The organism is Anaerococcus prevotii DSM 20548 (assembly GCF_000024105.1).
Lineage (GTDB): Bacteria > Bacillota > Clostridia > Tissierellales > Peptoniphilaceae > Anaerococcus > Anaerococcus prevotii.
On sequence record NC_013171.1, the window covers coordinates 62538 to 86415 of the forward strand.

The window sequence follows — 23878 nt, forward strand, 5'->3', positions numbered from 1 at the left end:
TAAGTGAGGAGCTTTTACAAAATAGACTTATATAGTTTGCTTGTAAGAGCTCTTTTTATAAGAGGAATATGACTTGATTAAGAAAATAAAATCCCTAATAGTGCCGATAGTCTTAAGTTTAAGTGTAATAATCTTTATCCTAATGCCCTTTGTCTATGTATTTAAAGAGGCATTTTTTCTCGAGTCTGGCTTTAGTCTTGACAATTTCATAAAAGTCCTATGGATGAAGAAATTAATAGGAAACTCCCTTAAACTTTCCCTAGGAACTAGCCTCCTTTCTGTCCTAAGTTCTGTATTTGTAAGTCTTTACCTTTATCTATCGAATAAAAAAATAAGGACAATTATAACTACTATCTTATCCATAACACTAATCTCCCCACCCTTTGTAACTAGCCTTTCTTACATAAATTTATTTGGCAGACGTGGCTTTATCAGCCATGACCTCTTAGGTCTATCCATCAATCCTTACAATATGCGGGGGATTATGACCATGCAGACAGTATCCTTTCTTTCACTAAACACCCTACTTCTTGTAGGATTTTTGGAAAAAATTGATCAAAGGATAATTGATTCTGCTAGAAGTTTGGGAGCTGGTACTAATAATATCATAAAAGACATCCTCCTTCCTTCTATGAAAAATGGGATTTCCACTGTCTTTATGCTAAGTTTCTTTAAGTCTATAGCAGACTTTGCCACTCCAAATATTATAGGAGGGAAATTTTCTGTCTTAGCCTTAGAGGCCTACTTTGAGGTGATAGCTAATGGGAATCTCTCCATAGCAGCTTCAATGAATATAATAATTCTATTTTTGACCCTGGTAGTTTATTTTATCTTTGCTAGAAATAGGGGAAATAATACTAGACTTGGACTAAGCAATGAAGGTAGGGAGCTTAAGCTTTATAAAAAGACTATCTTGTATTACATAATAGCTTTTGTATCGATATTTCTTATCCTCGTTTTAAGTATTCTCTATATATCTATAATCTTTACTGCCTTTACTAAAATGAAAAGGGGAAGCTTGGTCTTTACTCTAGATAACTTCAAGGATACTGGTAGATATATCAACTCCATTAGCCTAAGGTCTATTGGATATTCCTTAATATCAGCCCTAGGCGGCAGTCTTTTAGGCATGCTTATTGGATATTTTTTGATAATCAAGAGGGTCAAATATATGAAAGTAATAGACTATTTTGCCAACCTACCTTATATAATTCCTGGAATGTTTTTCGGCCTGGGCTATCTTTTGTTTTTTAGAGGAAGGCCCTTCTACCTAACTGGGACAAGTGCTATAGTAATTCTCAATGTCACCTTCAAGCAATTGCCCTTTTCGACTAGGCTATTTAACGCCTCAATGAAATCAATCGACAGGAATATATTAAGGGCTATTAGGGACCTAGGGGCAACTTCCTTCTATGAGGTGAAGGACGGGATAATCCCTCTAAGTAGAGAGAGTATGAGGGTAAGTCTAATTAACGCCTTCACAACAACAATGACCACGGTTGGATCGATTATATTTTTGGTCTACCCATCGAAAAAGCTCATGACCCTTGTGATGTTTGATGTGATTAATAGCGGTAAATACAATGAAGGTTCGGTAATTGCCCTATATATTCTTTTAATTTGCCTGGTATTTAACCTACTATTCCAGATTCTAACGAAGGGCCCAAGACTAAGGAGGAAAGATGTATCTAGAAATAAAAAACTTAAGTAAAAAATACGGAGATAGCTATGCTGTAAAAGACATTTCCTTTGGCCTAGAAGAGGGAAAATTCTTGTGCCTTTTGGGCCCTTCAGGTTCTGGCAAGTCTACTATCCTTCATTCCATCGGAGGTTTCCTGGACCATCAAGGACAAATCATAATCGATGGAGAGGATATAAGTTATGAGAGTCCTGAAGAAAGGGATGTAGCGACAGTCTTTCAATCCTATGCTATATTTCCTCATATGAATGTCCTAGAAAATGTAATGTATGGACTAAAATTTAAGGCTAAGGATTTAAGCAAAAAAGAGAAGAAAGAAAGAGCCCTGGAGGTTATAGAAAAGGTCGGACTTAAGGGATTTGAGAGAAGATATGAAAGCGAGCTATCTGGAGGGCAAAAGCAGAGAGTGGCCCTTGCCAGAAGTCTAGTTATAAAACCCAAACTCCTACTGATGGATGAGCCCCTGTCTGCTCTTGACTACAATTTGAGAAATAAAATGCAAGAAGAGATAAAAAGGATACAAAAGGACTTCAAGATAACGACTATCTTTGTAACCCATGACCGAAATGAAGCCTTTGCCATGGCAGATGAGATAATTATTCTAAAGGAGGGAAGGCTTATAGAAAAAGCCAGTCCCGAGGAGATTTATAATCATCCCAAAGACGACTTTACTCTAAACTTCATGGGCAAGGCCAATATGATCGGTGGGGGTTTCGTAAGACCTGAAAAGATTAGGGAAGATGATAAGGGAGAGGAATTTACCATAAAGGATTTAAGATTTGAAGGAGATAGGATAAGAATTTTTCTAAAAAGAGATAATAAAGAACTTGAGATGATTAAATTAAATGATGGGAAAAAGTACAAGATAGGAGAGAAAATAAAAGTGACCTATAGAATCGAGGAGATAAAATGAAAATACTGCACGTCTTGACCCAACTTCCACAAAAAACAGGATCGGGAGTCTACTTTACGAACTTAATCAAAAGCCTAGAGGATATGGGCCATGAAAACTTAGCCCTATATGGAAGGGAAGAAGGAATAGAGTTAGACTTTCCAATGAAAAACTACGAGGAAGTCCTCTATATGACTGATAAGCTTCCCTTTCATATATGTGGAATGAGCGACGTCATGCCTTATGAGTCTACCGTCTATAGCGATATGACAGAAGATGAGATAGATAGACTTATGGAAGCCTTTGAGGAAAAACTTATCAAAATAAAAAAAGAATTCAAGCCAGAATTAATAATAAGTCATCATCTATTTTTCCTAACAGACCTGGTAAGAAGGACCTTCCCAGATCTTAAAGTTGTAGGCATTTCTCATGGAACTGATATAAGACAGATTAAAAAACATCCTAGATTTCTAAAAAGACTTAGCCATATCAAAGATCTCGACCAAGTATTGACTGTAACAGATCAGGAAGACGAAACTATAAGAGAGAAGCTAGGAGTTTCTAATATCACCCTAATTGGAGGTGGATTTAACCAAGATATATTCTACGAAAATCCTAATCCTAAAAAAGATAAGACCATAAGAATAATGTATGCAGGAAAGATTACCAGATCTAAGGGAGTGTTTGAACTAGTCAAAACTATAAATATCCTAGAGAAAAAATATAAAAAAATAAAACTATATATAGTCGGAAACGCCAGCGAAAATGATTTAAAAATTCTCAAAGAAAATTCAAATTACTCCCAAAATCTAATAATTCACGATGCAGAAGACCAAAAAACAATGGCAGATCATCTAAGAGAAAAGGATATATTCGTTCTTCCCTCCTACTTCGAGGCCCTAGGTCTTGTAGCAATCGAGGCCCTGGCTTGCCATAAGCTAGTAGTAACAAGCTACATAGAAGGCCTCGACAAGCTACTTAGTCCCAAAATCAAAGAGAAAAAGGCCATAGAATTTGTATCCCTACCAAGGATAAAAAATGTAGACCAAGCCTACGAAGAAGATAAGGAAGCCTACGTAGAAAGACTAGCCCAAGCCATAGATAAGCAAATCCAAAGACTAGATAAAGAAATATTCACAGAAGAAATAGTAAAAGAAATAGACAAATACTCATGGAAAAATATGGGTAGGAAGATATTTGAGATAATCAAATAGGGATAAGATAGTGGAATTTCACAAGTGAATTTTTATCCTTTCGCTGTTGTATTCAGCTAACAAAAAAACCACCAGCAAAAGCTAATGGTCTATGTTGAGATTTCTGTAAATCTCATGAGTTAAACAGCGAAAGTTTATCTTTCTAATCTAGTATAACAAGTAAAAACTGATATGTAAAGTCTTTTGCCCTAAATTTAGCCCGATTGGAGACTCTTATGAATTTACAGGGATATTTTCGTTATATTATAAAAATATTTAAAAAAGATTCGGGTATATATTTAAGGATGAGGAGATAAAATGAAAACATTAATAGCTATAGATACAATCAAAAATTTTGAAGATTCTGTTACTATGGGGAGGATTTTTAAGGAAGAGTTGTCCTCTAAGTCCTATCCTATACCCTTTCTCGACGGAGGAGAAGGAACGATTGAATCGATGAAGTTTATTTCTAAGGGAGACTACCACTATGTAAATGTACATAATCCCTTAAACGAAGCGATTACCGCGAGGTATTTGTTAAATGACGGTTTTGCTACTATAGAGATGGCCGAATCGTCTGGACTTTCGCTTTTGTATAAGGAGGACCTTGATGTTATGAATGCATCAAGTCTTGGACTTGGAGAAGTCTTCCTGGATGCCTTGGACAATGGGGCGGAAAGTTTCTACATAGGCGTAGGTGATAGTGCTTCCAATGACATGGGTATGGGCATGCTTTACGCCTTAGGAGCCAGGTTCTATGATGAAGATAACAATAGTCTTTCTCCTGTAGCCAAAAACTTGGCCAAGGTTAGTAGGATTGATATAGATGAGATTGATCAGAGATTTAAGAAGGCTGATATCAAGATTGCTACAAGCAGCGAGATGACTCTTTTTGGAGAAAATTCTTTCCTAGAAAACAGAGCCTATAGGAAGGGAGCGAGTGATCTTGATGTGGCGAGACTTTTTAGGGGTTGTGAGAACTTCATGGAAAAGACCGCCGAGCTTTTAGGAATTGGCCATGTTGATTTTCCTTCTCTAGGTTCTGGTGGAGGATGTGCTTGGGCCTTGTTTACTTACTTTAAGGCAAAAATCACCGAGCCAATGGATTATATATTGGAAAAGATTGATTTTAAAGATTTGATCAAGGATATGGATTATCTGATTTTGGGAGAAGACTTAAGTCAGTTTAATGCCTATTCTTCTATAAATATGGCGAAACTTGCCAAAAGATACAATGATAAGATAAAGATTATCTTCCTCCATGATGGTAGTAATGAAGATAATTACGATGCGAGATACTTTGATTATATTTACAAATACCATATAGATAACAATCTGGATAGGAAGACTCTCCTAGAAAAGATTAGAGAGCTTGCAGGCGAGGTCAATAACAAGTACCTAACAAGTCCTGAAATTAGCTAGGAAAGCGGTACAATCATCTATTATGAATATTAAAAAATTAGGAGAAACAAAAGTGACTACTGTCCTTATGATAATCAATATAGCAGTTTTCGCTATAATGACTTTGACAGGAGGAAGCGAGAGTATTGAAAATATCGTAAGATTTGGAGCAATGGTCAAGCCCTTGTTTTATCAAGGCGAATGGTGGAGAGCCCTTACGGCAGCCTTTATTCATATCGGATTTTTCCATATTTTGTTTAATATGTACTTCCTTTATAATATAGGACCTCTTTTTGAGAGACTTTATGGATCTATTAACTTTCTAATAATCTACATCCTGGCTGGAGTTTTGGGCAATCTCTTTACCTACGCTTTCGGCGGGGCTAATACTGTCTCTGCCGGAGCTTCCACTTCCCTATATGGGATGTTTGGACTTGCTATTGGTCTTATGATTAACTACAAGGATGACGAGATATTAAGAGGACTTGGAGCGAGTTTTATTTCTATAATAGTTATAAATATAGTCTATTCCTTGCTTGCTCCTGGAATTGGAATTCAAGGACACATGGGAGGATTTTTGGCAGGTGTTCTTCTAGCGGGAATTTTCCCTGTTGTAAATAGACAGCTTCCAAAGACTACTATCATAGTTTCTGTATTAGCCTTCATAATCTTGGCTTTCTTGTTTATAAGAATTGGTAATAAGAGTCTGGGTGTTGGCTAAGATGAAGTTATGGATATTAAGTCTAGTGTTTTTGTTAAGTGCATGTTCCTTTCAGTCTAAGGAGGAGTTCGAGAAAGAGATTGACGAAGTGGATAAGCCCAAAGAAACTATAGAGATGCCGGAGGTAACTTACAAGGATGCATCTACCAAGGAGACTATTAGAAAAATCGACTTCGAAAAAGATTATAAGAAGGCTGTTATTGGTGATAATATAAGCCTTGATAAGGCTACAGGATTTATCAAGGAGATAAATTTTGCAGGAAGTCAAGTTGGCTTTGTACTGGAGAAAGATCAAGCAAATATCTTAAATCTTAAGCTAGTCTATGACGATGAAGGAAAGGTTGAGTATACTTACGGACCTCTTTCAAGAGAAGACGAACTTGTAAGTAGGATCAAGGTCATAAGCTTTGATTCGGAAAGCGGACCTATGCTTTTAGTAAGCGAGCTTTCAGTCTTTGAAAATGAAAGTGTAAGTAATTACTATTTATACAATAAATATCTAAGCCTGCTCGATTCTTTTTCCTTCTACAATACGACTGGAAAAATCGAGCCTGAAGTCAGAAGGCTAGATGATTTGGTAGAATCTAGTGAAACTTCTACTAAGAAGGACCTTAAGGAAGCTATCAGGTCTAGGATAGAATCTGAAGATAAATATTTACAAGATATTTCTAGGGCCTATGGCTTAGATATGGACTTGGCGAAGGACACTATTTTAGGAGAAGAGCTTGAAATAGGAAATCTTCTTTACGACAAAAAGGATAGGGAGATTTTAAATATCGAAAAGAGAAAGAGTGAAGATGGGAAAGATACCATCACTATAAAATAGGAGAAAAAATGGAAAGAAAAGATATAGATCAAAGATTAAAATGGGATACTACTTCGATTTATGCCAAAGACGAAGACTTCTACGAAGATATAGAAAATATCAAGAAATTAGCTGATAAGCTCGTGGGATTTAAGGGAAAAATCACAGCTAGCCTAGATAATTTCAAAGAATTTATCAAATTAGATGAAGAGTTTTCTAGAAAATTAGAGAAAGCTTGTGTCTACGCATCATTAAAAAGCGATGAAGATACTAGGGTTACCAAATACCAAGAGATGGATCAAGTTGCTACCAACACATACGTTGCCCTAACCGAAGCCCTATCTTTCGTAAGACCAGAGCTTTTGGCAACAGATCAAGAAAAGATTAAGGAATACCTAAAAGATCCTGAAATAGCACATCTTTCTCACTACTTTGAAGATATTGCTAGATACAAAGACCACACCTTGGATGAAAAAAGTGAGCAAATAATAGCAAGCTTTGGTAAGACTGCCCAAAATCCAAGTGCGACCTACATGATTTTCTCAAATGCTGACATGTCCTTTCCAAGCGTAGAAAAAGACGGAGAAGAGATAGAAATTACTGATGCGAACTTCGTAAACTTACAACAAGATAAGGATAGGGACTTTAGACGAAAAGTATATGAGGAATATTACAAGACCTATAGACAATTCTCAAACACCCTAGCAAGCACTCTAGATGGAGACTTCTCAGCTCACAACACAGAAGCTAAGCTTAGAGGATTCTCATCAGCTAGAGAAATGAGCTTGTTTGCTAATAACTTACCAGAAGAAATCTACGACAACCTATTAGAGGTAGTCCACGACAATGTCGATATACACAGGGATTACACCACACTTAGGAAAGAATTCCTCGGAGTAGATGACTTAGGATTCCATGATATTTACATGCCGCTTGTAAAAGATTATGATAGGAAAATCGAATTCGATGAAGCTAAAGAAATCGTCCTCGAAGCTATCAAACCACTCGGCGAGGAATACGTAGAGGTAGCAAAGAAGGGATTTGAAACTGGATGGTTCGACGTTTGTCCAAACAAGGGCAAGAGGGGCGGAGCTTACTCATCAGGCTCTTACGATACCCAACCATTCATCTTACTCAACTACACAAATACAATAGATGATGTATTTACAGTAATTCACGAGTTAGGTCACTCCATGCATTCCTACTACACAAGGAGCAATCAAGAATACCAATACGGTTCTTATTCAATATTCTTGGCAGAGATTGCATCAACTACCAACGAGCTTCTTCTCCTAGACTATATGCTCAAAAATTCCAAGTCTGAAGAAGAAACAGCTTATCTACTAAACTACTTTGTAAACCAATTCAAATCAACAGTCTTTAGACAAACTATGTTTGCAGAATTCGAGCATAAGGTAAACAAATTGGTAGAAGCAGGTGAGCCAATTCCGGCAGAAAGGCTTCACGGAATATACAAAGAATTAAACGAAGATCTTTTCGGAAAAGATATAGAAGTAGATGAATTTATATCTGCAGAATGGGCGAGAATCCCACACTTCTACATGTTCTACTACGTCTTCCAATATGCGACAGGATTTATGAGTGCTGTTGCCCTAAGTCAAAAAATCCTTCATGGAACAGATGAGGATAGAGCGGCTTATCTAGACTACCTAAAGGCAGGAGAGAGCGAATATCCACTAGAAGTCCTAAAGAAAGCGGGAGTCGATATGACAGGCAAGGATGCCATGCAAAAGGCTATGGATGTAGCAAGAGATGCTCTAAAAGATTTAAGAGAAGCAATATTATAAAAATATAAGTTATGGGGCTATGGCTATGCTGTAGCCTTTTTTATTTAAGCTTTAATTTGGGTAAATATAAATATAAGTGTAGCTGTTAATAAATAGAAAAGAGTATCTTATGACTTATAGGAAGAGAAAATATGAAATAGTAAAGAAATTTATGAATCCAGAGCTTATTAGAGATATGAGGCTGGTCTTTGCTAAGGATAGAAATAATAGAAAGGAAGATAAAGAAAGAGAGATTCGCCTAGGCCAAAATCTTGTCACCCTCTTTGAAGACTTGGGGCCAGTCTTTATTAAATTCGGCCAAATTTTATCTACCAGGAGAGATATATTCTCAGACAATATAATAAACGAGCTAGAAAAGCTCCAGGATGATGTAAAGGAAGAGGACTTCTCCTATATAAAAGAAACTATAGAAGAAGAATTTGCTAGGGATATTGAAGATATATTTGTAGAATTTGATAGGAAGGTTCTTGCGACAGGATCTATTGCCCAAACCCACCTTGCTTATATCAGGTTTGATGATTCGGTCAAAAAGGTCGTAGTCAAGGTTAGAAGAAAAGATATAGAAAAAAGGGTAAGTGAAGATCTCACTATTATAAGGGACTTATACAGGAAATATCAGAATAAACTTAACTTTATCGAATCCTTCGACTTAGGAGAAGTCCTAGAAGAATTTGGTAAAACTTTAAGAAAAGAGATTGATTTCAAAAATGAAAAGGAAAATATCTTAAAATACAGGGAAGATAACAAGAGATCGACCGACCTATCATCTCCAGCTGTCTACGAAAATTATTGTGGGAAGTCGGTCCTAACTATAGAATACATAAATGGCAAAAGCATTAGATCAAGTTACGATAAAGACCCAGATACAAGAAAGTCTCTTGCCAAAAAGATTATCAAGGCCTACACCAATCAGATGTTTTCCTATGGCTTTTTCCACGCAGATCCCCACCCAGGAAATATCTTTGTAGATTCGGATTATAATCTATATCTAATTGATTTTGGTATTGTATCTACTCTTTCGGAAAACTATAGGTATCAGATAATCAAAATATTTCTAGGAGCAAGTCTCAATGAAGTAAGTCTTGTGACAGATGCCATCATAGGTATGGGACTTTTGGCCTTTGATAGCAAGAAGATACCGATTTTTGAAAGAAGAATCCAAAAACTTTTGGATAAATACATGGCTATGAATATTAGCCAGCTAAAACTCGTAGAACTTATAGAGGACTTTTATAGGCTCTTGGTAGATTTTTCAATCAAAATCCCATCAGAGCTTACTAATTTCGGAAAAACAATCCTTACTGTAGAAGGGCTTATAGAAAAGCTAGTCCCAGAGGAATCCTTCATAGCCCTAGCCATCCCCCTAGCAAGACCAATGGCCCTTAAACTCTTAAGCCCAGACATAGTCTCAAACAAAATACTTAAAAATACTTACAATTCAGCAAGCCTTATAAAAGAACTCCCAAAAGCTTCACTCAACATCCTTAGACAATTGGAAAGAGGAGATTTCGCTATAGAGCAAAAAAGAAGTGATAAGGATCTCCAACTTTTTGAGAAAATTGAAAAAAGAAAGGTTAATGCCGTAGTTTTTATAGGTATTTGCCTAATCATATCATCTTCTATATTAAGCCTTGCTCTAATCGGGTTAAACAATAAGGATATAAGATTCCTAATAATATTGATTTTAACAATAAGCTTGATTTTTTCTCTTTGCCTACTGAAAAGCTTACTGAAAAATGGAAAATAATCCAGGCCCCTTCGGGGGTCTGTTTTTATGAAATTTACTAGGACTTAATTTATTCTTTACAAAAATCCTTTACTATAGTCTATAGTATAAAACTAAGGAGGAAAAATGTTAAATATAGCCCATAGGGGATTTAAGGGAGCATATCCCGAAAATACAATGCTCGCCTATGAAAAAGCAGTCGAAACGGGAGCGGATGGAATAGAATTTGATGTTCACCTTACAAAAGACGGTGAACTTGTAATAATTCATGATGAAACTTTAGAAAGGACTACAGATGGAAAGGGTTTAGTAAAAGATAAAACTTTATATGAACTTAAAAAGTTAAATGCTTCAAAGGGATATCCATATTGTGAGGTTCAGACAATACCAACTTTAAGAGAATACTTAGACTTTACTAAAGACAAAGATATCATTACAAACATTGAACTTAAGACATCCATTATAACATATGAGGGAATAGAGAAAAAAGTTTATGATCTTATAAATGAATATGGTATGAAGGATAAAATAATAATTTCATCTTTTAACCACAATTCTTTGATCAGGATGAAAGAAATAGATAGGGAAATAAAATGTGGAGTCCTAGAATCATCAAGACTGTATAAACCATGGGAATACGTAAAAAACATAGGAATGGAATATTTCCATCCCTTAAATTTCACTATTAACAAGGAAATAGCAGAGAAATTCTTGGAAAATAATATAGGATTAAACATTTGGTTTGGCAAAGCAGACTACGACTTCAGTAAATGTCTAGATTATAATCCGACAGGCCTTATAACAGATTTTCCTGATAGAGTTAATGAGTTAATATTTAATAAAAAATAGATTTATTTTACATAGACATTACAAATTTAATAAAAAAATTTGATATATTTCCTTTATAATTCTAAAGGAAACAAAATAAATGGAGGAATTATGTTTAAAAAAATCGCTAGCAGACTAATGTTAGTCTTGATGTTTGTTACTTTAACTGCATGTGCAGGACGTAATGAGGATTCTAAAGCAATTGATACAGGAAAAGATAGTAAAAATAGTGAAAGCTCTGAATCAAACAGTAGCAATGATGCCACTAGTTCAGATGGCAAGACAACTATAGTATTTTGGCACTCAATGGGTGGTAATCTAAACGACGCTATAGACCATCTAGTTGCTGAATATAATAAGTCACAAGATAAATATTATGTGAAGGCAGAATTCCAAGGAGAATACGACGATGCTCTTACAAAACTTAGATCATCTGCTTCAGGTAAGGATGTCGGCGCTGATTTGGTTCAAGTTTTTGAATTAGGAACAAGATATATGATTGACTCAGGTCTTATCAAACCTATGCAAGATTTTATTGATGAAGAAAATTATGACACAAGTCAATTAGAAGATAATCTTCTCGCTTATTATACAGTAGATGGAAAATTAAACTCTATGCCATTTAACTCTTCAACACCTCTTCTTTATTACAACAAGGATATGTTTGAAGAAGCTGGAGTGGAAGTTCCAAAGTCTTTAGAAGAGATGAAGCTTGTAGGTCAAAAACTTAAGGAAGCTGGTGTTACAGATATGCCAATTTCATTTAGTGTATATGGTTGGTGGATTGATCAATTCATGAATAAACAAGGACTTGATTTATTTGATAATGAAAATGGTAGAAAAGCTAATCCTACAAAATCGGTATTCGATGAAAATGGTGGTGTTACTAATATACTTAAGGCATGGAAAGATCTAGCTGATGAAGGGATAGCACCTAATGTTGGCAAGCAAGGTGGAACTGCAGAATTTAATTCAGGAACAAGTGCTATGACATTTGCATCAACTGCTTCTCTTACACAAATATTATCAGAAGTAGGAGATAGATTCGAAGTTGGTACTGCATATTTCCCATCTGTAAAAGATTCTGATAAAAACGGAGTTTCAATCGGAGGTGCATCTTTATATGCTATAAATTCAGGCGATGAGGAAAAAATGGCAGGAACATGGGACTTCATTAAGTTCTTAGTAAGTGTCGAATCTCAAACATATTGGAATGCAAATACAGGATATTTCCCAGTAAATAAGGGAGTACTCGATACACAAGAATTCAAAGACCTAATTAAGAAATCTCCACAATTTGAGACTGCAATCGATCAATTACATGATTCAAAACCAGAAGATCAAGGGGCACTTGCAACAGTGTATCAAGAATCTCGACAAATTATGGAAAAGCACATCGAAGATGTCCTAAATGGAAATATAAGTCCAGAAGATGCAAGCAAAAAGATGGCAGAAGAAATAGATGCTGCCTTAGAATCATACAACCAGGTTAACAAATAATGAATAAATATAATAATAAAGCTTATCTTTACATGCTTCCAGCATTAGCTCTATTAGCAATATTTGTATTTTATCCTTTCGTACAGACTATTATTCGTAGTCTGTACACAACGGATAATATGGGGGCCAACACTCTTTTTATTGGATTTAAAAATTATTCGGATCTTCTATCTTCCCCATCTTTTTGGAACAGTCTAAAAGTAACTATGATTTATGTTGTTATAGTTGTAATTATAGGTGTTCTTATAGGATTTTCTACAGCACTATTATGTAGAGTAAACTTTCCAGCTATCAGATTATTCTCAGCTGCTTATTCTCTTCCTATAGCTATAGCTTCATCAGGTATGGCTTTAGTATTTAAAGTAATGCTTAACCAATCTGTAGGAATCTTAAATGTGATTTTAAAAACAAATGTTAACTGGCTGGCTGACCCTAATTGGGCCCTTGTAAGTGTAGGTATTCTTACAGCTTGGCTAAACTCAGGTATGAATTTTTTGTATTTTTCATCGGGACTAGCTGGAATAGATGACAGCTTGTATGAAGCAGCTTCAATTGATGGAGCAAATGGTTGGAATCAGTTTAAGCATGTTACCCTTCCTTCAGTAAGACCTATAATGTTTTTTGTTGTAGTTACTAATATAATTAATGCCTTTCAATCATTCGGACAAATAAAACTTCTTACTCAGGGTGGACCAGGAGAGGCGACTAATGTAATAGTGCATGATGTTTATAAAAATGCCTTTATGAACTATAGGTATGGCTATGCTTCTGCTGAATCAGTAGTTTTATTTTTTATAGTTATGATTCTTACAATTATAGCCTTTAGATCAAATGGAGATAATAATGCAAGTAAGTAGGAATATAAAAGAGATTAATGCTAAGCAAAGAGAAAAATCTATAAAAAGAAGTCTTAAAAAAACTGATATACTAAGATTAATTTTAAATATTGTAGTAGTTTTTTTTGTACTATTTCCTATAATCTATGCATTCGTTATGAGTGTAAAGCCTAGTCATGAATTGTACGATAAGACTTTTTTTACAGCACATCCAACTCTAAATAACTATAAGGATGTATTTAAGATAGCCCCAATAGAAGGTTACATAATAAATTCACTTATAGTATCTGTAATCATAACTTTCTTTCAAATGGTAACTGCTATTTTATCTGCTTTTGCCCTTCACTTTCTAAATTTTAAGAAAAAGGGAATTCTATTTGCGATAATAATGGCGACAACTATGATTCCTGGAGAAACTACCATAATTTCAAACTTCTTGATGATTTCTGGATGGGGTTTTACAGATTCGTTTTTTGGATTAGTTGCACCTTATCTAACTAGCGCTATGGGAATTTTTCTCTTTAGACAAGCTTTTAAGTCTTTTCCTATGGAAATTTATGAGGCAAGTAAGATAGACGGAGCAAGTGATTTGGGATTTATATTTAGAATTCTGATCCCTCTTTCAAAACCTACAATAGGGGCCTTGGCTGTACAATCTTTCTTGGGAGCATGGAATATGTATATGTGGCCACTTCTTATAACTGGATCTGATAGATATAGGACGGTGCAAATTGGTATATCTATGCTAAATTCAGCAGATTCACAATCGATGCTTTTGATGATAGCAGGGGTTGTAGTTTGTATGATACCATCGCTAATAATATTTATGTTCGCCCAAAAGAATATGGTAAAGGGACTAACTACAGGAGCAGTAAAGGGGTAATTATGGCAAAAGTAAAATTAGAAGATATTTGGAAAATATATGACAATGGCTTCGAAGGAGCAAAGAATATAAATCTTGATATAAAAGATAAGGAGTTTGTAGTCCTAGTTGGCCCCTCTGGCTGTGGTAAGTCTACAACACTTAGGATGATTGCGGGGCTTGAACCAATAAGCAGGGGAGATTTGTATATAGATGAAGCTAGGATGAATGATATAAACCCCAAAGATAGGGACATAGCTATGGTATTTCAATCTTACGCCCTATATCCTCATATGAGTATCAGAGAAAATATGGGCTTTGCCTTAAAGATGCAAAAAGAAAAGAAAGAGAATATAGATCAAAAGGTTGAAAAAATTGCAAAAATATTGCAACTAGAATCTCTCCTAGATAGAAAACCAGCACAATTATCTGGAGGACAAAGACAAAGAGTCGCCTTGGGAAGGGCAATGGTTAGAAATCCTAAGGTTTTTCTATTAGATGAGCCTTTATCAAATCTTGATGCCAAGCTAAGGGTGGAGATGAGATCTGAAATAGTAAGGCTTCATAAGGAGTTAGATACCACATTTATTTACGTAACTCACGATCAGATAGAAGCTATGACAATGGGAGATAGGATTGCGGTTTTAAATCAAGGAGAACTTGTCCAATTTGATACACCTTTAAACCTATACTATAGGCCAAGAAATAGATTTATTGCAGAATTTATTGGTTCTCCTAAGATGAACATAATCGAAAGCAATTTAACAAAAGAAGGATCTTCGCTTTGTGTAGAACTTTTTTCCAGGAAGATTAAATTGCCTGACTTTAAAACGAAGGATCTTCTAGAAAAGGGAGTAGAAGAGGGAAAAATCCTAATAGGAATCAGGACGGAAGAATTTAACTATGATAAGGAATCTGATATAAAAGTTAAGTTTTCGAATGTCGAATACATGGGATCAGATACCTATGGTTATACTAGAACCGATAGGGGAGAAACAATAGTGATGCGTTTTGATTCTAAAGATCCTATATTAGTAGATAAAGAAATTCCTATAAGTATAAATGAGGAAAACACCTATATTTTTGATATAGAAACTGAAATTTGTATTTCATTTCCTGAAAAAAACGTAGATCCTATAAAATTACAAGAAGTTATAGATGCATAAAAAAGGACATACCTAGTCGTTTTAGGCTAAGTATGTCTTTAAATTACGATTATAAATTTTTGAAAATAATGTTAAGAAGTTCTTCCTTCCTTTGATAGGATAGCTCGTCTTCCTTTAGTCTATTATCACTTTCTTTCTCGATTTTTTCTTTGATATCATCTTTTAATCTATCTTCTGCGAAAGTATATACCGTAGAATTCTCCTTATCTATATGCTCTCTTAAAAGATTTACATAGGCCATAGAGTTTGCGATAATTTGGAGGATATCTCTATCATCTTTTGTTCTCTTATAAGAATTTAGTGAGTTTTCAAGCTTAAATACATAGGATCTAGCAAGTTGATGCTCGACTAGCATACCGTTTTTTATAACTTTTTCTCCTAAAACTCCTAGCTCTTCTAGCATATATTTAAAAAGGATATCTTCTTCCTTCTTGTGATGGATTCCATCTGCGAACTCTCTAATAAAGGAGATGCTTGCCCTGAAGAATTCTTCATCTATAGTTTTATCCTTAAGAATAGAAAGGCATTCTTCCTCTAACCTATCCAAAAACTTTGTTATCTGATCGTGTTCTTTTACTAAATATTCTATTGCTTTCATATTATCACCTCTGTTTATTATACTAGAGATTTTATGAAAACCACTAGCATTCTTGTATAGTTTAATTAGGAGGAAATATGCATTACACAGGAAACGAAATATATAGACCGCCCCTTGAGGCAAGGACACCTCTGCTTGAAGTAACTAGAGGATGCTCTCACAACAAGTGCGTATTTTGCACTATGTATCAGAGGACTCCCTTTTCTCTTGCTCCCAAGGAAAATATAATAAGTGACTTGGAAGAGCTAGCCTTTTACTATCCAAATCTTGAAAGAATCTATCTCTTAAATGGAGATCCATTTGCCCTATCTTTTGAAAAACTAAAGGAAATAGGGGAATTGATCCATAAATATTTACCAAATATCAAAACTATAACTTCATATGCGTCATTTTATAATATGAAGAACAAAACAGTAGCAGAACTTAAAGAGTTAAAGAAATTGGGCTTTGATGAATTGTATATAGGAGTGGAAACGGCTTACGAGCCTGCCCTACTTAAGATAAACAAGGGTTGTAACTTAGAAGAATACAAGGAGTCTCTAGGTAAAATAAAAGAAGCAGGACTAAGCTATCATGCCATCCTTATGATGGGAGTTGCGGGACGTGGCAATTCAGAAATAAATGCCAAAGCTACGGCAAAATTTCTAAATATCTACCCGGCCAAATCTGTCTTTCCTATGACAACATCAGTCCAATATGGATCTGAGCTTTATAAAATGAGGGAAAAAGGAGACTTTGAGGAAGCAAGTCTTGGAGAAATTATAAAAGAACAAATAGTTCTAGTAGAAAATCTAGATTATCCTGACGAAACTCTTTTCTCATCAGGACATATGGTAAATCTTATAAATATAAGCCATAGATTTAAAAACAAGGATAAAATATTGGAAAAACTAAATTATGCCCTAGAAAACCTAAGCCCTGAGATATTGAACTCAACAAATGAGAGGCAAGCTAGGTAAAGAAAAATCGCCCCGGAGGCGATTTTTTAGTCTTCACTATAGGATTTGAAAGGTTGATCTGTTTTTGGAAGTCTATCTGGAGTAATTGAAAGCCCCATTTTGTTTTTCTCGTGTTTTAATTCTATGAGTAGGGAAACCATCATAAAAATTATTACTAGAGAAAAAGGTAAGGCTACAATGATTAGGGTATTTTCTAGGGCACTAAGACCGCCAGAAAATAGAAGTGATATAGCTATAAGGGCAAGCAGAGCTCCCCAAACTATTTTCTTCTTATTGGATGGGTTGAGTTTTCCTTTTTCAGATAACATAGCCAAAACAAATGTTGCAGAGTCGGCTGATGTGATGAAAAACGAAACAATCAAAACCAAGGCGACTATGGACATGACTTTGCCTAAACTATAATGGGAAAATGTTGCGAAAAGCACTTCTTCAGTAGCAAATCCAGTCAAGTCGAAACCATTAGCTTGGACACTAGTTGATAGGGTGCCGAAACTTGTAAACCAAAGGATACTCAAAATAGTTGGAACTAGCAAGACAACCGCAATAAATTCTCTAATAGTTCTTCCCTTTGATATCCTAGCTATAAAAACTCCAACGAAAGGAGACCAGGATATCCACCAAGCCCAATAGAAAATAGTCCAAGAATTAATCCACCCACGCTTTTCAGGATAGAAGGAAGATGATCTAAAACTCATAGCTAAGAAATTTTGTAGATAATTTCCTAGAGAATCAGTTAAGTTATCAAAAATTCTAACAGATGGACCTACTACTATGGCAATAGCCAGTAGACCTATAGCAAGAATCAAATTTAGATTTGATAAAATCTTTACTCCCTTACCCAAACCTGACATGGCGCTTAGGATAAATAGAAGGGTTGTGATTAATATAATTATAGTCTGGACCTTGAAATTATTTGCTATGCCAAATAGATAAGAAAGTCCCCCCCGTTAATTTGACTTGCTCCAAAACCTAGAGTAGTAGCAACACCTATAACAGTTGCAACAATAGTAATTATATCGATTGTCTTACCTATAAAGCCATCAGTATTATCTAATAAAGGCTTGAATGTTTCTGATAAGAGATATCTCTCTTGCTTTCTAAAACCAAAATAAGCGAGAGCAAGACCTACTATGGCATAAACACCCCAAGCGTGTATACCCCAATGGAAGAATGTGTATTGGAAAGAATCTACCAAAGCTTTCCTAGAGGATGGATCGGCTAGGGGTGGGTTTATAGCATAGTGACTAAGAGGTTCCGCCGCCCCATAAAAAACAAGACCTATACCCATACCAGCTGAAAACATCATGGCTATCCAAGAAGTAGTGGAATGTTCTGGTTTGGAATTAGGATTACCCAATTTAATTTGACCGATAGGACTACGGCATAGATATAACAAATAAAATAAAATACCTGTAACAAGTAAAAGGTAGAACCAACCAAAGTCCTTTGTGATATTCGTAGTTAGATTCTTAGTTACTTCCCCAAAAGGATGTGGAATAAGAATACCCATAGCTACAAGGACTACTAAAAATCCTAGAGATAAAACAAAAACTTTATTATTTTTTATGTAAGATGATTTCTTTTTCATTTAAACTCCTTTCATATATAAATAATCTCATTATTTTTACTAGACTATAATATTGTATTTCTAATCTAAGTCAAACATTTATGTTAACTTAAAGGAAAAGATAGAAACAAATATAGCATATATATAGAAAGAAAAATAAAAAAAGAAATTATTTGACAAGAAGAAAAATCCATAGTATTATAATAAGGCACGTTCCAAGAGCGAGCGGAAAATATTAAAAGAAAAAATATTTGACAAATTACTCTTGAGGGTGTATACTTATTTCATACCGCATGAGCTTGAAGCTTTGGAAAATTAAAAAAATCATTAAAAAATGATAAAATAATTTGACAAACAAAAACTTATGCAGTATTATATAAGAGTCGCAAGATACAAGCGACATTGAACCGAGATTAACGTCGCAAGATGATAATCATAAATTATATAGAATACAATAACAACAACCAAAGTTAATACTTTGAGTACAATGATTCTTATCCTTATATATAAGAGATAAGGACAAAATTTAAATCACGCATTTGATATAAGTCAGATGTAAATGAATAAGCCAGAATAAAAACGGCTCATATTATTTATGAGAGTTTGATCCTGGCTCAGGATAAACGCTGGCGGCGTGCATAACACATGCAAGTCGAACGATGAAGCTTAAATGATCTCTTCGGAGTGACCTTAAGTGGATTAGTGGCGGACGGGTGAGTAACGCGTGAGTAACCTGCCTTGCACAAGGGGATAGCCGTTGGAAACGACGAATAATACCCTATGATATGATAGCTTCGCATGAAGTTATCATCAAAGATTTATCGGTGTAAGATGGACTCGCGTCTGATTAGCTAGTTGGTGGGGTAACAGCCTACCAAGGCAACGATCAGTAGCCGGCTTGAGAGAGTGTACGGCCACATTGGGACTGAGACACGGCCCAGACTCCTACGGGAGGCAGCAGTGGGGAATTTTGCACAATGGGGGAAACCCTGATGCAGCGACGCCGCGTGATTTAGAAGGCCTTCGGGTTGTAAAAATCTTTTGTATGGGAAGAAAATGACAGTACCATACGAATAAGGACCGGCTAATTACGTGCCAGCAGCCGCGGTAATACGTAAGGTCCGAGCGTTGTCCGGAATCATTGGGCGTAAAGGGTACGTAGGCGGATAAGCAAGTTAGAAGTGAAATCCTATAGCTCAACTATAGTAAGCTTTTAAAACTGCTCATCTTGAGGTATGGAAGGGAAAGTGGAATTCCTAGTGTAGCGGTGAAATGCGCAGATATTAGGAGGAATACCGGTGGCGAAGGCGACTTTCTGGCCATAAACTGACGCTGAGGTACGAAAGCGTGGGTAGCAAACAGGATTAGATACCCTGGTAGTCCACGCCGTAAACGATGAGTGTTAGGTGTCTGGAATAATCTGGGTGCCGCAGCTAACGCAATAAACACTCCGCCTGGGGAGTACGCACGCAAGTGTGAAACTCAAAGGAATTGACGGGGACCCGCACAAGCAGCGGAGCATGTGGTTTAATTCGACGCAACGCGAAGAACCTTACCAAGTCTTGACATATTACGGCGGGGTCTAGAGATAGACTCTTATCGCTTCGGCGAACTGTAATACAGGTGGTGCATGGTTGTCGTCAGCTCGTGTCGTGAGATGTTGGGTTAAGTCCCATAACGAGCGCAACCCCTATTGTTAGTTACCATCATTAAGTTGGGGACTCTAGCAATACTGCCGGTGACAAACCGGAGGAAGGTGGGGATGACGTCAAATCATCATGCCCTTTATGACTTGGGCTACACACGTGCTACAATGGCAGGTACAGAGGGAAGCGAGACTGCGAAGTTAAGCAAAACTCAAAAAGCTTGTCCCAGTTCGGATTGCACTCTGCAACTCGAGTGCATGAAGTTGGAGTTGCTAGTAATCGCAGATCAGAATGCTGCGGTGAATGCGTTCCCGGGTCTTGTACACACCGCCCGTCACACCATGGAAGTTGGCAATACCCGAAGCCTGTGAGCGAACCTTTTAGGGCGCAGCAGTCGAAGGTAGGGTCAGTAACTGGGGTGAAGTCGTAACAAGGTAGCCGTATCGGAAGGTGCGGCTGGATCACCTCCTTTCTAAGGATGAGAAGCTGATACGTCAGCTTCTCACGTGAGATTTTTATCTCTTAGAAATAAAATCTCAAAGTAACTTTGGATTCTGTATAATAGTTCAAAATAGAACCAACAAAACTAAATAGCAAAAAATATTTCCAGTCAAGAAAGAAAGGGCGCAAGGTGGATGCCTTGGCACATGAAGGCGATGAAGGACGTAAGTGAACGAAAACTAGGGAGAGCTCACAAAAAGCACTGACCCCTAGGTCTCCGAATGGGGAAACCCGGCTGTGGAAGACACAGTCATTACTAAGTGAATACATAGCTTAGTAAAGCAAGACCCTGTGAACTGAAACATCTAAGTAACAGGAGGAAAAGAAAGAAAACTCGATTTTCCAAGTAGCGGCGAGCGAAAAGAAAAGAGCCTAATCCATTGAGGAATATCTAGTTAGTCGAATCATCTGGGAAGATGAACCAAAGAAAGTGAAAGTCTTGTAGACGAAAACTAAATAAACCAGGGAGGAAAGTAGCACCGGACACGAGGAATCCGTTGTGAAGATAGGGGGACCATCCCCTAAGGCTAAATACTAACATGTGACCGATAGCGAACAAGTACCGTGAGGGAAAGGTGAAAAGAACCCCGAAAGGGGAGTGAAACAGAACCTGAAACCTAGTGCCTACAAGCAGAGAGAGCTCTAAAGAGTGATCTCGTACCTTTTGTAGAATGGGCCAGCGAGTTATCGTATATAGCAAGGTTAAATCTTTAAGAGATGAAGCCAAAGCGAAAGCGAGTCTTAATAGGGCGAATAGTTAGATGCGATAGACCCGAAACCGGGTGATCTATCCATGGTCAGAGTGAAGGTGAAGTAAAATTCACTGGAGGCTCGAACCGGGTACGGTTTAAAACGTATCGGATGAACTGTGGATAGGGGCGAAAAACCAAACGAACTCGGATATAGCTGGTTCTCCTCGAAATAGCTTTAGGGCTAGCCTTTGATTAAGATTTAAGGAGGTAGAGCACTGAATGGTCTAGGGCGGCTTACCGTACCAAAACCTATCAAACTCCGAATGCCAAAAAATCAGATCAAGGAGTCAGACTTAGGGGGATAAGCTTCTAAGTCGAAAGGGAAACAGCCCAGACCGACAGCTAAGGTCCCAAAATCTGGATTAAGTGGAAAAGGATGTGAACCTACTAAGACAACCAGGACGTTGGCTTAGAAGCAGCCATGCATTTAAAGAATGCGTAATAGCTCACTGGTCAAGTGGGTTTGCGCCGAAAATGAACGGGGCTAAAATCCAGTACCGAAGCTTCGGATTGATAGAGAATTTAAAATTGCTATCAACTCAAACAAAAGAGAAAAGGTAAAACTTAGACGGAAATATTAAAAAAACAATCAAGATAAAACGAGTTATCAATAAACTAATTACGCAAAACAAGTAAAAGGTAAGTTGTAAACTACGAAATCACCAAACAATCGCATAAAGAAATATGCAACTGGTTAAAAACGTCAAAGTATTTACCAGCAATTTTAATTTCTCTATCAGTGGTAGAGGAGCATTGTATGGGCGAAGAAGCATAAGCGAAAGCACGTGTGGAGCGCATACAAGAGAGAATGCTGGCATGAGTAGCGAGAAGGGATGTGAGAATCATCCCCGTCGAAACCCTAAGGATTCCTGAGCAAGGCTCGTCCCCTCAGGGTAAGTCGGGACCTAAGGCGAGGCCGAAAGGCGTAGCCGATGGATAACAGGTTTAAATTCCTGTACCGCTTAAAGTCGCTATAGAGAAGTGATGACGCAAGAGGATAAGCTAAGCTAGCTGATGGATGCTAGTCTAAAAAGTGAGGCTGTCATGTAGGCAAATCCGCATGACACAAGGCTAAGCTTTGATAGGTATCGAAAACACAAGTAGAGAAGTAGCTGATTTCAAATTGCCAAGAAAAGTCACTATCAAGACCAAAGCGCCCGTACCAAAACCGACACAGGTAGGGAGGTAGAGAATACCAAGACGCGCGGAAGAACCTTTGTTAAGGAACTCGGCAAAATGTCCCCGTAACTTCGGGAGAAGGGGAGCCAGAGCGATCTGGCCACAGAAACCAGGCCCAAGCGACTGTTTACCAAAAACACAAGTTTCTGCAAAATCGAAAGATGAAGTATAGGAGCTGACACCTGCCCGGTGCTGGAAGGTTAAGGGGAAGGCTTAGCATAAGCGAAGGCTAGAACTTAAGCCCCAGTAAACGGCGGCCGTAACTATAACGGTCCTAAGGTAGCGAAATTCCTTGTCGGGTAAGTTCCGACCCGCACGAAAGGTGTAACGATTTGGGCACTGTCTCAACAAAGGATCCGGTGAAATTGTAGTAGTCGTGAAGATGCGACTTACCCACGCTAGGACGGAAAGACCCCGTGGAGCTTTACTGTAGGCTGATATTGGACTTTGAGATTAGACGTACAGGATAGTTGGGAGACTTTGAAACACGCACGCCAGTGTATGTGGAGTCACCCTTGGGATACCAACCCTCTAATATTAAAGTTCTAACGATGACCCTTGAATCAGGGCATCGGACATTGTCAGTTGGGCAGTTTGACTGGGGCGGTCGCCTCCCAAAAAGTAACGGAGGCGTTCAAAGGTTCGCTCAGAATGGACGGAAACCATTCGTAGAGTACAAAGGCAGAAGCGAGCTTAACTGCAAAACCTACAAGTTGCGCAGAGTAGAAATACGGACTTAGTGATCCGGTGGCACCGCATGGAAGGGCCATCGCTCAACGGATAAAAGCTACCCCGGGGATAACAGGCTTATCTCCCCCAAGAGTCCACATCGACGGGGAGGTTTGGCACCTCGATGTCGGCTCGTCTCATCCTGGGGCTGAAGTAGGTCCCAAGGGTTGGGCTGTTCGCCCATTAAAGAGGCACGCGAGCTGGGTTCAGAACGTCGTGAGACAGTTCGGTCCCTATCCAGCGTGGGCGTAAGAAATTTGAGAGGATCTGTCCCTAGTACGAGAGGACCGGGATGGACACACCGCTGGTGTACCAGTTGTTCCGCCAGGAGCATAGCTGGGTAGCTACGTGTGGAATTGATAAGTACTGAAAGCATCTAAGTACGAAGCAGGCCTCAAGATAAGATTTCTCAGAGTAGGTAAAGAAAATACCTTTGATAGGTCCAAGGTGTAAGTGCAGTAATGTATTAAGCTAATGGATACTAAACTTTACATCTTGACTGGAAATATT

General features: G+C 37.3%; 17 protein-coding genes and 2 rRNA genes. 16 read left to right on the top strand and 3 right to left on the bottom strand.

Annotated features, from left to right (window positions below; all coding sequences use genetic code 11):
* Positions 1–73 precede the first annotated feature (73 nt).
* The 13 genes from APRE_RS00260 (at position 74) to APRE_RS00320 (ending at position 15437) form a co-directional block, all read left to right on the top strand.
* Positions 74–1711: an ABC transporter permease gene (locus APRE_RS00260; protein ID WP_012803526.1), complete on the top strand. Its 1638-nt coding sequence runs from the start codon at positions 74–76 to the stop codon at positions 1709–1711.
* The gene (locus APRE_RS00265) at positions 1683–2612 is read left to right on the top strand and encodes an ABC transporter ATP-binding protein (RefSeq protein WP_012803527.1); all 930 of its coding nucleotides are present in this window, start codon (positions 1683–1685) and stop codon (positions 2610–2612) included. The genes APRE_RS00260 and APRE_RS00265 overlap by 29 nt, the downstream gene beginning before the upstream one ends.
* Positions 2609–3805 (top strand): glycosyltransferase family 4 protein, encoded by a 1197-nt coding sequence (locus tag APRE_RS00270; protein WP_012803528.1) that lies wholly within the window; start codon positions 2609–2611, stop codon positions 3803–3805. Before APRE_RS00265 ends, APRE_RS00270 begins: the two co-directional genes overlap by 4 nt.
* A 297-nt stretch (positions 3806–4102) precedes the next feature.
* Positions 4103–5206, top strand: coding sequence for a glycerate kinase family protein (locus APRE_RS00275; RefSeq protein ID WP_012803529.1), 1104 nt, complete (start codon positions 4103–4105; stop codon positions 5204–5206).
* Between the two features lie 22 nt (positions 5207–5228).
* Positions 5229–5906 carry a rhomboid family intramembrane serine protease gene (locus APRE_RS00280; RefSeq protein WP_012803530.1) on the top strand — a complete coding sequence of 226 codons (678 nt, stop codon included), beginning with the start codon at positions 5229–5231 and terminating at the stop codon, positions 5904–5906.
* The gene (locus tag APRE_RS00285; RefSeq protein WP_041449668.1) at positions 5896–6732 is read left to right on the top strand and encodes a hypothetical protein; all 837 of its coding nucleotides are present in this window, start codon (positions 5896–5898) and stop codon (positions 6730–6732) included. Before APRE_RS00280 ends, APRE_RS00285 begins: the two co-directional genes overlap by 11 nt.
* An 8-nt stretch (positions 6733–6740) precedes the next feature.
* A complete protein-coding gene (gene pepF, locus APRE_RS00290; RefSeq protein WP_012803532.1) occupies positions 6741–8519 on the top strand; it encodes an oligoendopeptidase F in 1779 nt (592 codons plus the stop codon).
* Between the two features lie 109 nt (positions 8520–8628).
* The gene (locus APRE_RS00295) at positions 8629–10266 is read left to right on the top strand and encodes an ABC1 kinase family protein (protein ID WP_012803533.1); all 1638 of its coding nucleotides are present in this window, start codon (positions 8629–8631) and stop codon (positions 10264–10266) included.
* 105 nt (positions 10267–10371) lie between these two features.
* Positions 10372–11094: a glycerophosphodiester phosphodiesterase gene (locus APRE_RS00300; RefSeq protein WP_012803534.1), complete on the top strand. Its 723-nt coding sequence runs from the start codon at positions 10372–10374 to the stop codon at positions 11092–11094.
* Between the two features lie 90 nt (positions 11095–11184).
* Positions 11185–12573, top strand: coding sequence for an ABC transporter substrate-binding protein (locus tag APRE_RS00305; protein WP_012803535.1), 1389 nt, complete (start codon positions 11185–11187; stop codon positions 12571–12573).
* Positions 12574–12779: 206 nt separating this feature from the next.
* Positions 12780–13430 carry a carbohydrate ABC transporter permease gene (locus APRE_RS00310; RefSeq protein ID WP_245941881.1) on the top strand — a complete coding sequence of 217 codons (651 nt, stop codon included), beginning with the start codon at positions 12780–12782 and terminating at the stop codon, positions 13428–13430.
* Complete coding sequence (locus tag APRE_RS00315) at positions 13417–14292, top strand: carbohydrate ABC transporter permease (RefSeq protein ID WP_012803537.1); 876 nt, start codon at positions 13417–13419, stop codon at positions 14290–14292. Before APRE_RS00310 ends, APRE_RS00315 begins: the two co-directional genes overlap by 14 nt.
* Before the next feature lie 2 nt (positions 14293–14294).
* Entirely contained in the window at positions 14295–15437 is a 1143-nt protein-coding gene (locus APRE_RS00320; protein WP_012803538.1) for an ABC transporter ATP-binding protein, read from the top strand.
* A gap of 49 nt (positions 15438–15486) precedes the next feature.
* Here the strand turns inward: APRE_RS00320 and APRE_RS00325 are convergent, their stop codons facing one another.
* Positions 15487–16035 (bottom strand): hemerythrin domain-containing protein, encoded by a 549-nt coding sequence (locus APRE_RS00325; protein WP_012803539.1) that lies wholly within the window; start codon positions 16033–16035, stop codon positions 15487–15489.
* A 77-nt stretch (positions 16036–16112) separates the two neighbouring features.
* On the opposite strand from APRE_RS00325, the gene APRE_RS00330 reads away from it, so the two are divergent.
* Positions 16113–16994 (top strand): radical SAM protein, encoded by an 882-nt coding sequence (locus APRE_RS00330; RefSeq protein WP_012803540.1) that lies wholly within the window; start codon positions 16113–16115, stop codon positions 16992–16994.
* A gap of 26 nt (positions 16995–17020) precedes the next feature.
* Here the strand turns inward: APRE_RS00330 and APRE_RS09845 are convergent, their stop codons facing one another.
* Together APRE_RS09845 and APRE_RS09850 are read right to left on the bottom strand one after the other, a co-directional pair.
* Positions 17021–17914, bottom strand: a complete 894-nt coding sequence (locus APRE_RS09845) for a BCCT family transporter (RefSeq protein ID WP_338025059.1) — start codon at positions 17912–17914, stop codon at positions 17021–17023.
* Complete coding sequence (locus APRE_RS09850) at positions 17911–18582, bottom strand: BCCT family transporter (RefSeq protein ID WP_245941884.1); 672 nt, start codon at positions 18580–18582, stop codon at positions 17911–17913. The genes APRE_RS09845 and APRE_RS09850 overlap by 4 nt, the downstream gene beginning before the upstream one ends.
* Positions 18583–19152: 570 nt before the next feature.
* On the opposite strand from APRE_RS09850, the gene APRE_RS00340 reads away from it, so the two are divergent.
* Positions 19153–20679: ribosomal RNA gene (locus APRE_RS00340) — 16S ribosomal RNA — on the top strand.
* Positions 20680–20815: 136 nt separating this feature from the next.
* Positions 20816–23871, top strand: a 23S ribosomal RNA gene (locus tag APRE_RS00345).
* Together the 16S and 23S rRNA genes form the textbook arrangement of a ribosomal RNA operon.
* Positions 23872–23878: the final 7 nt, after the last annotated feature.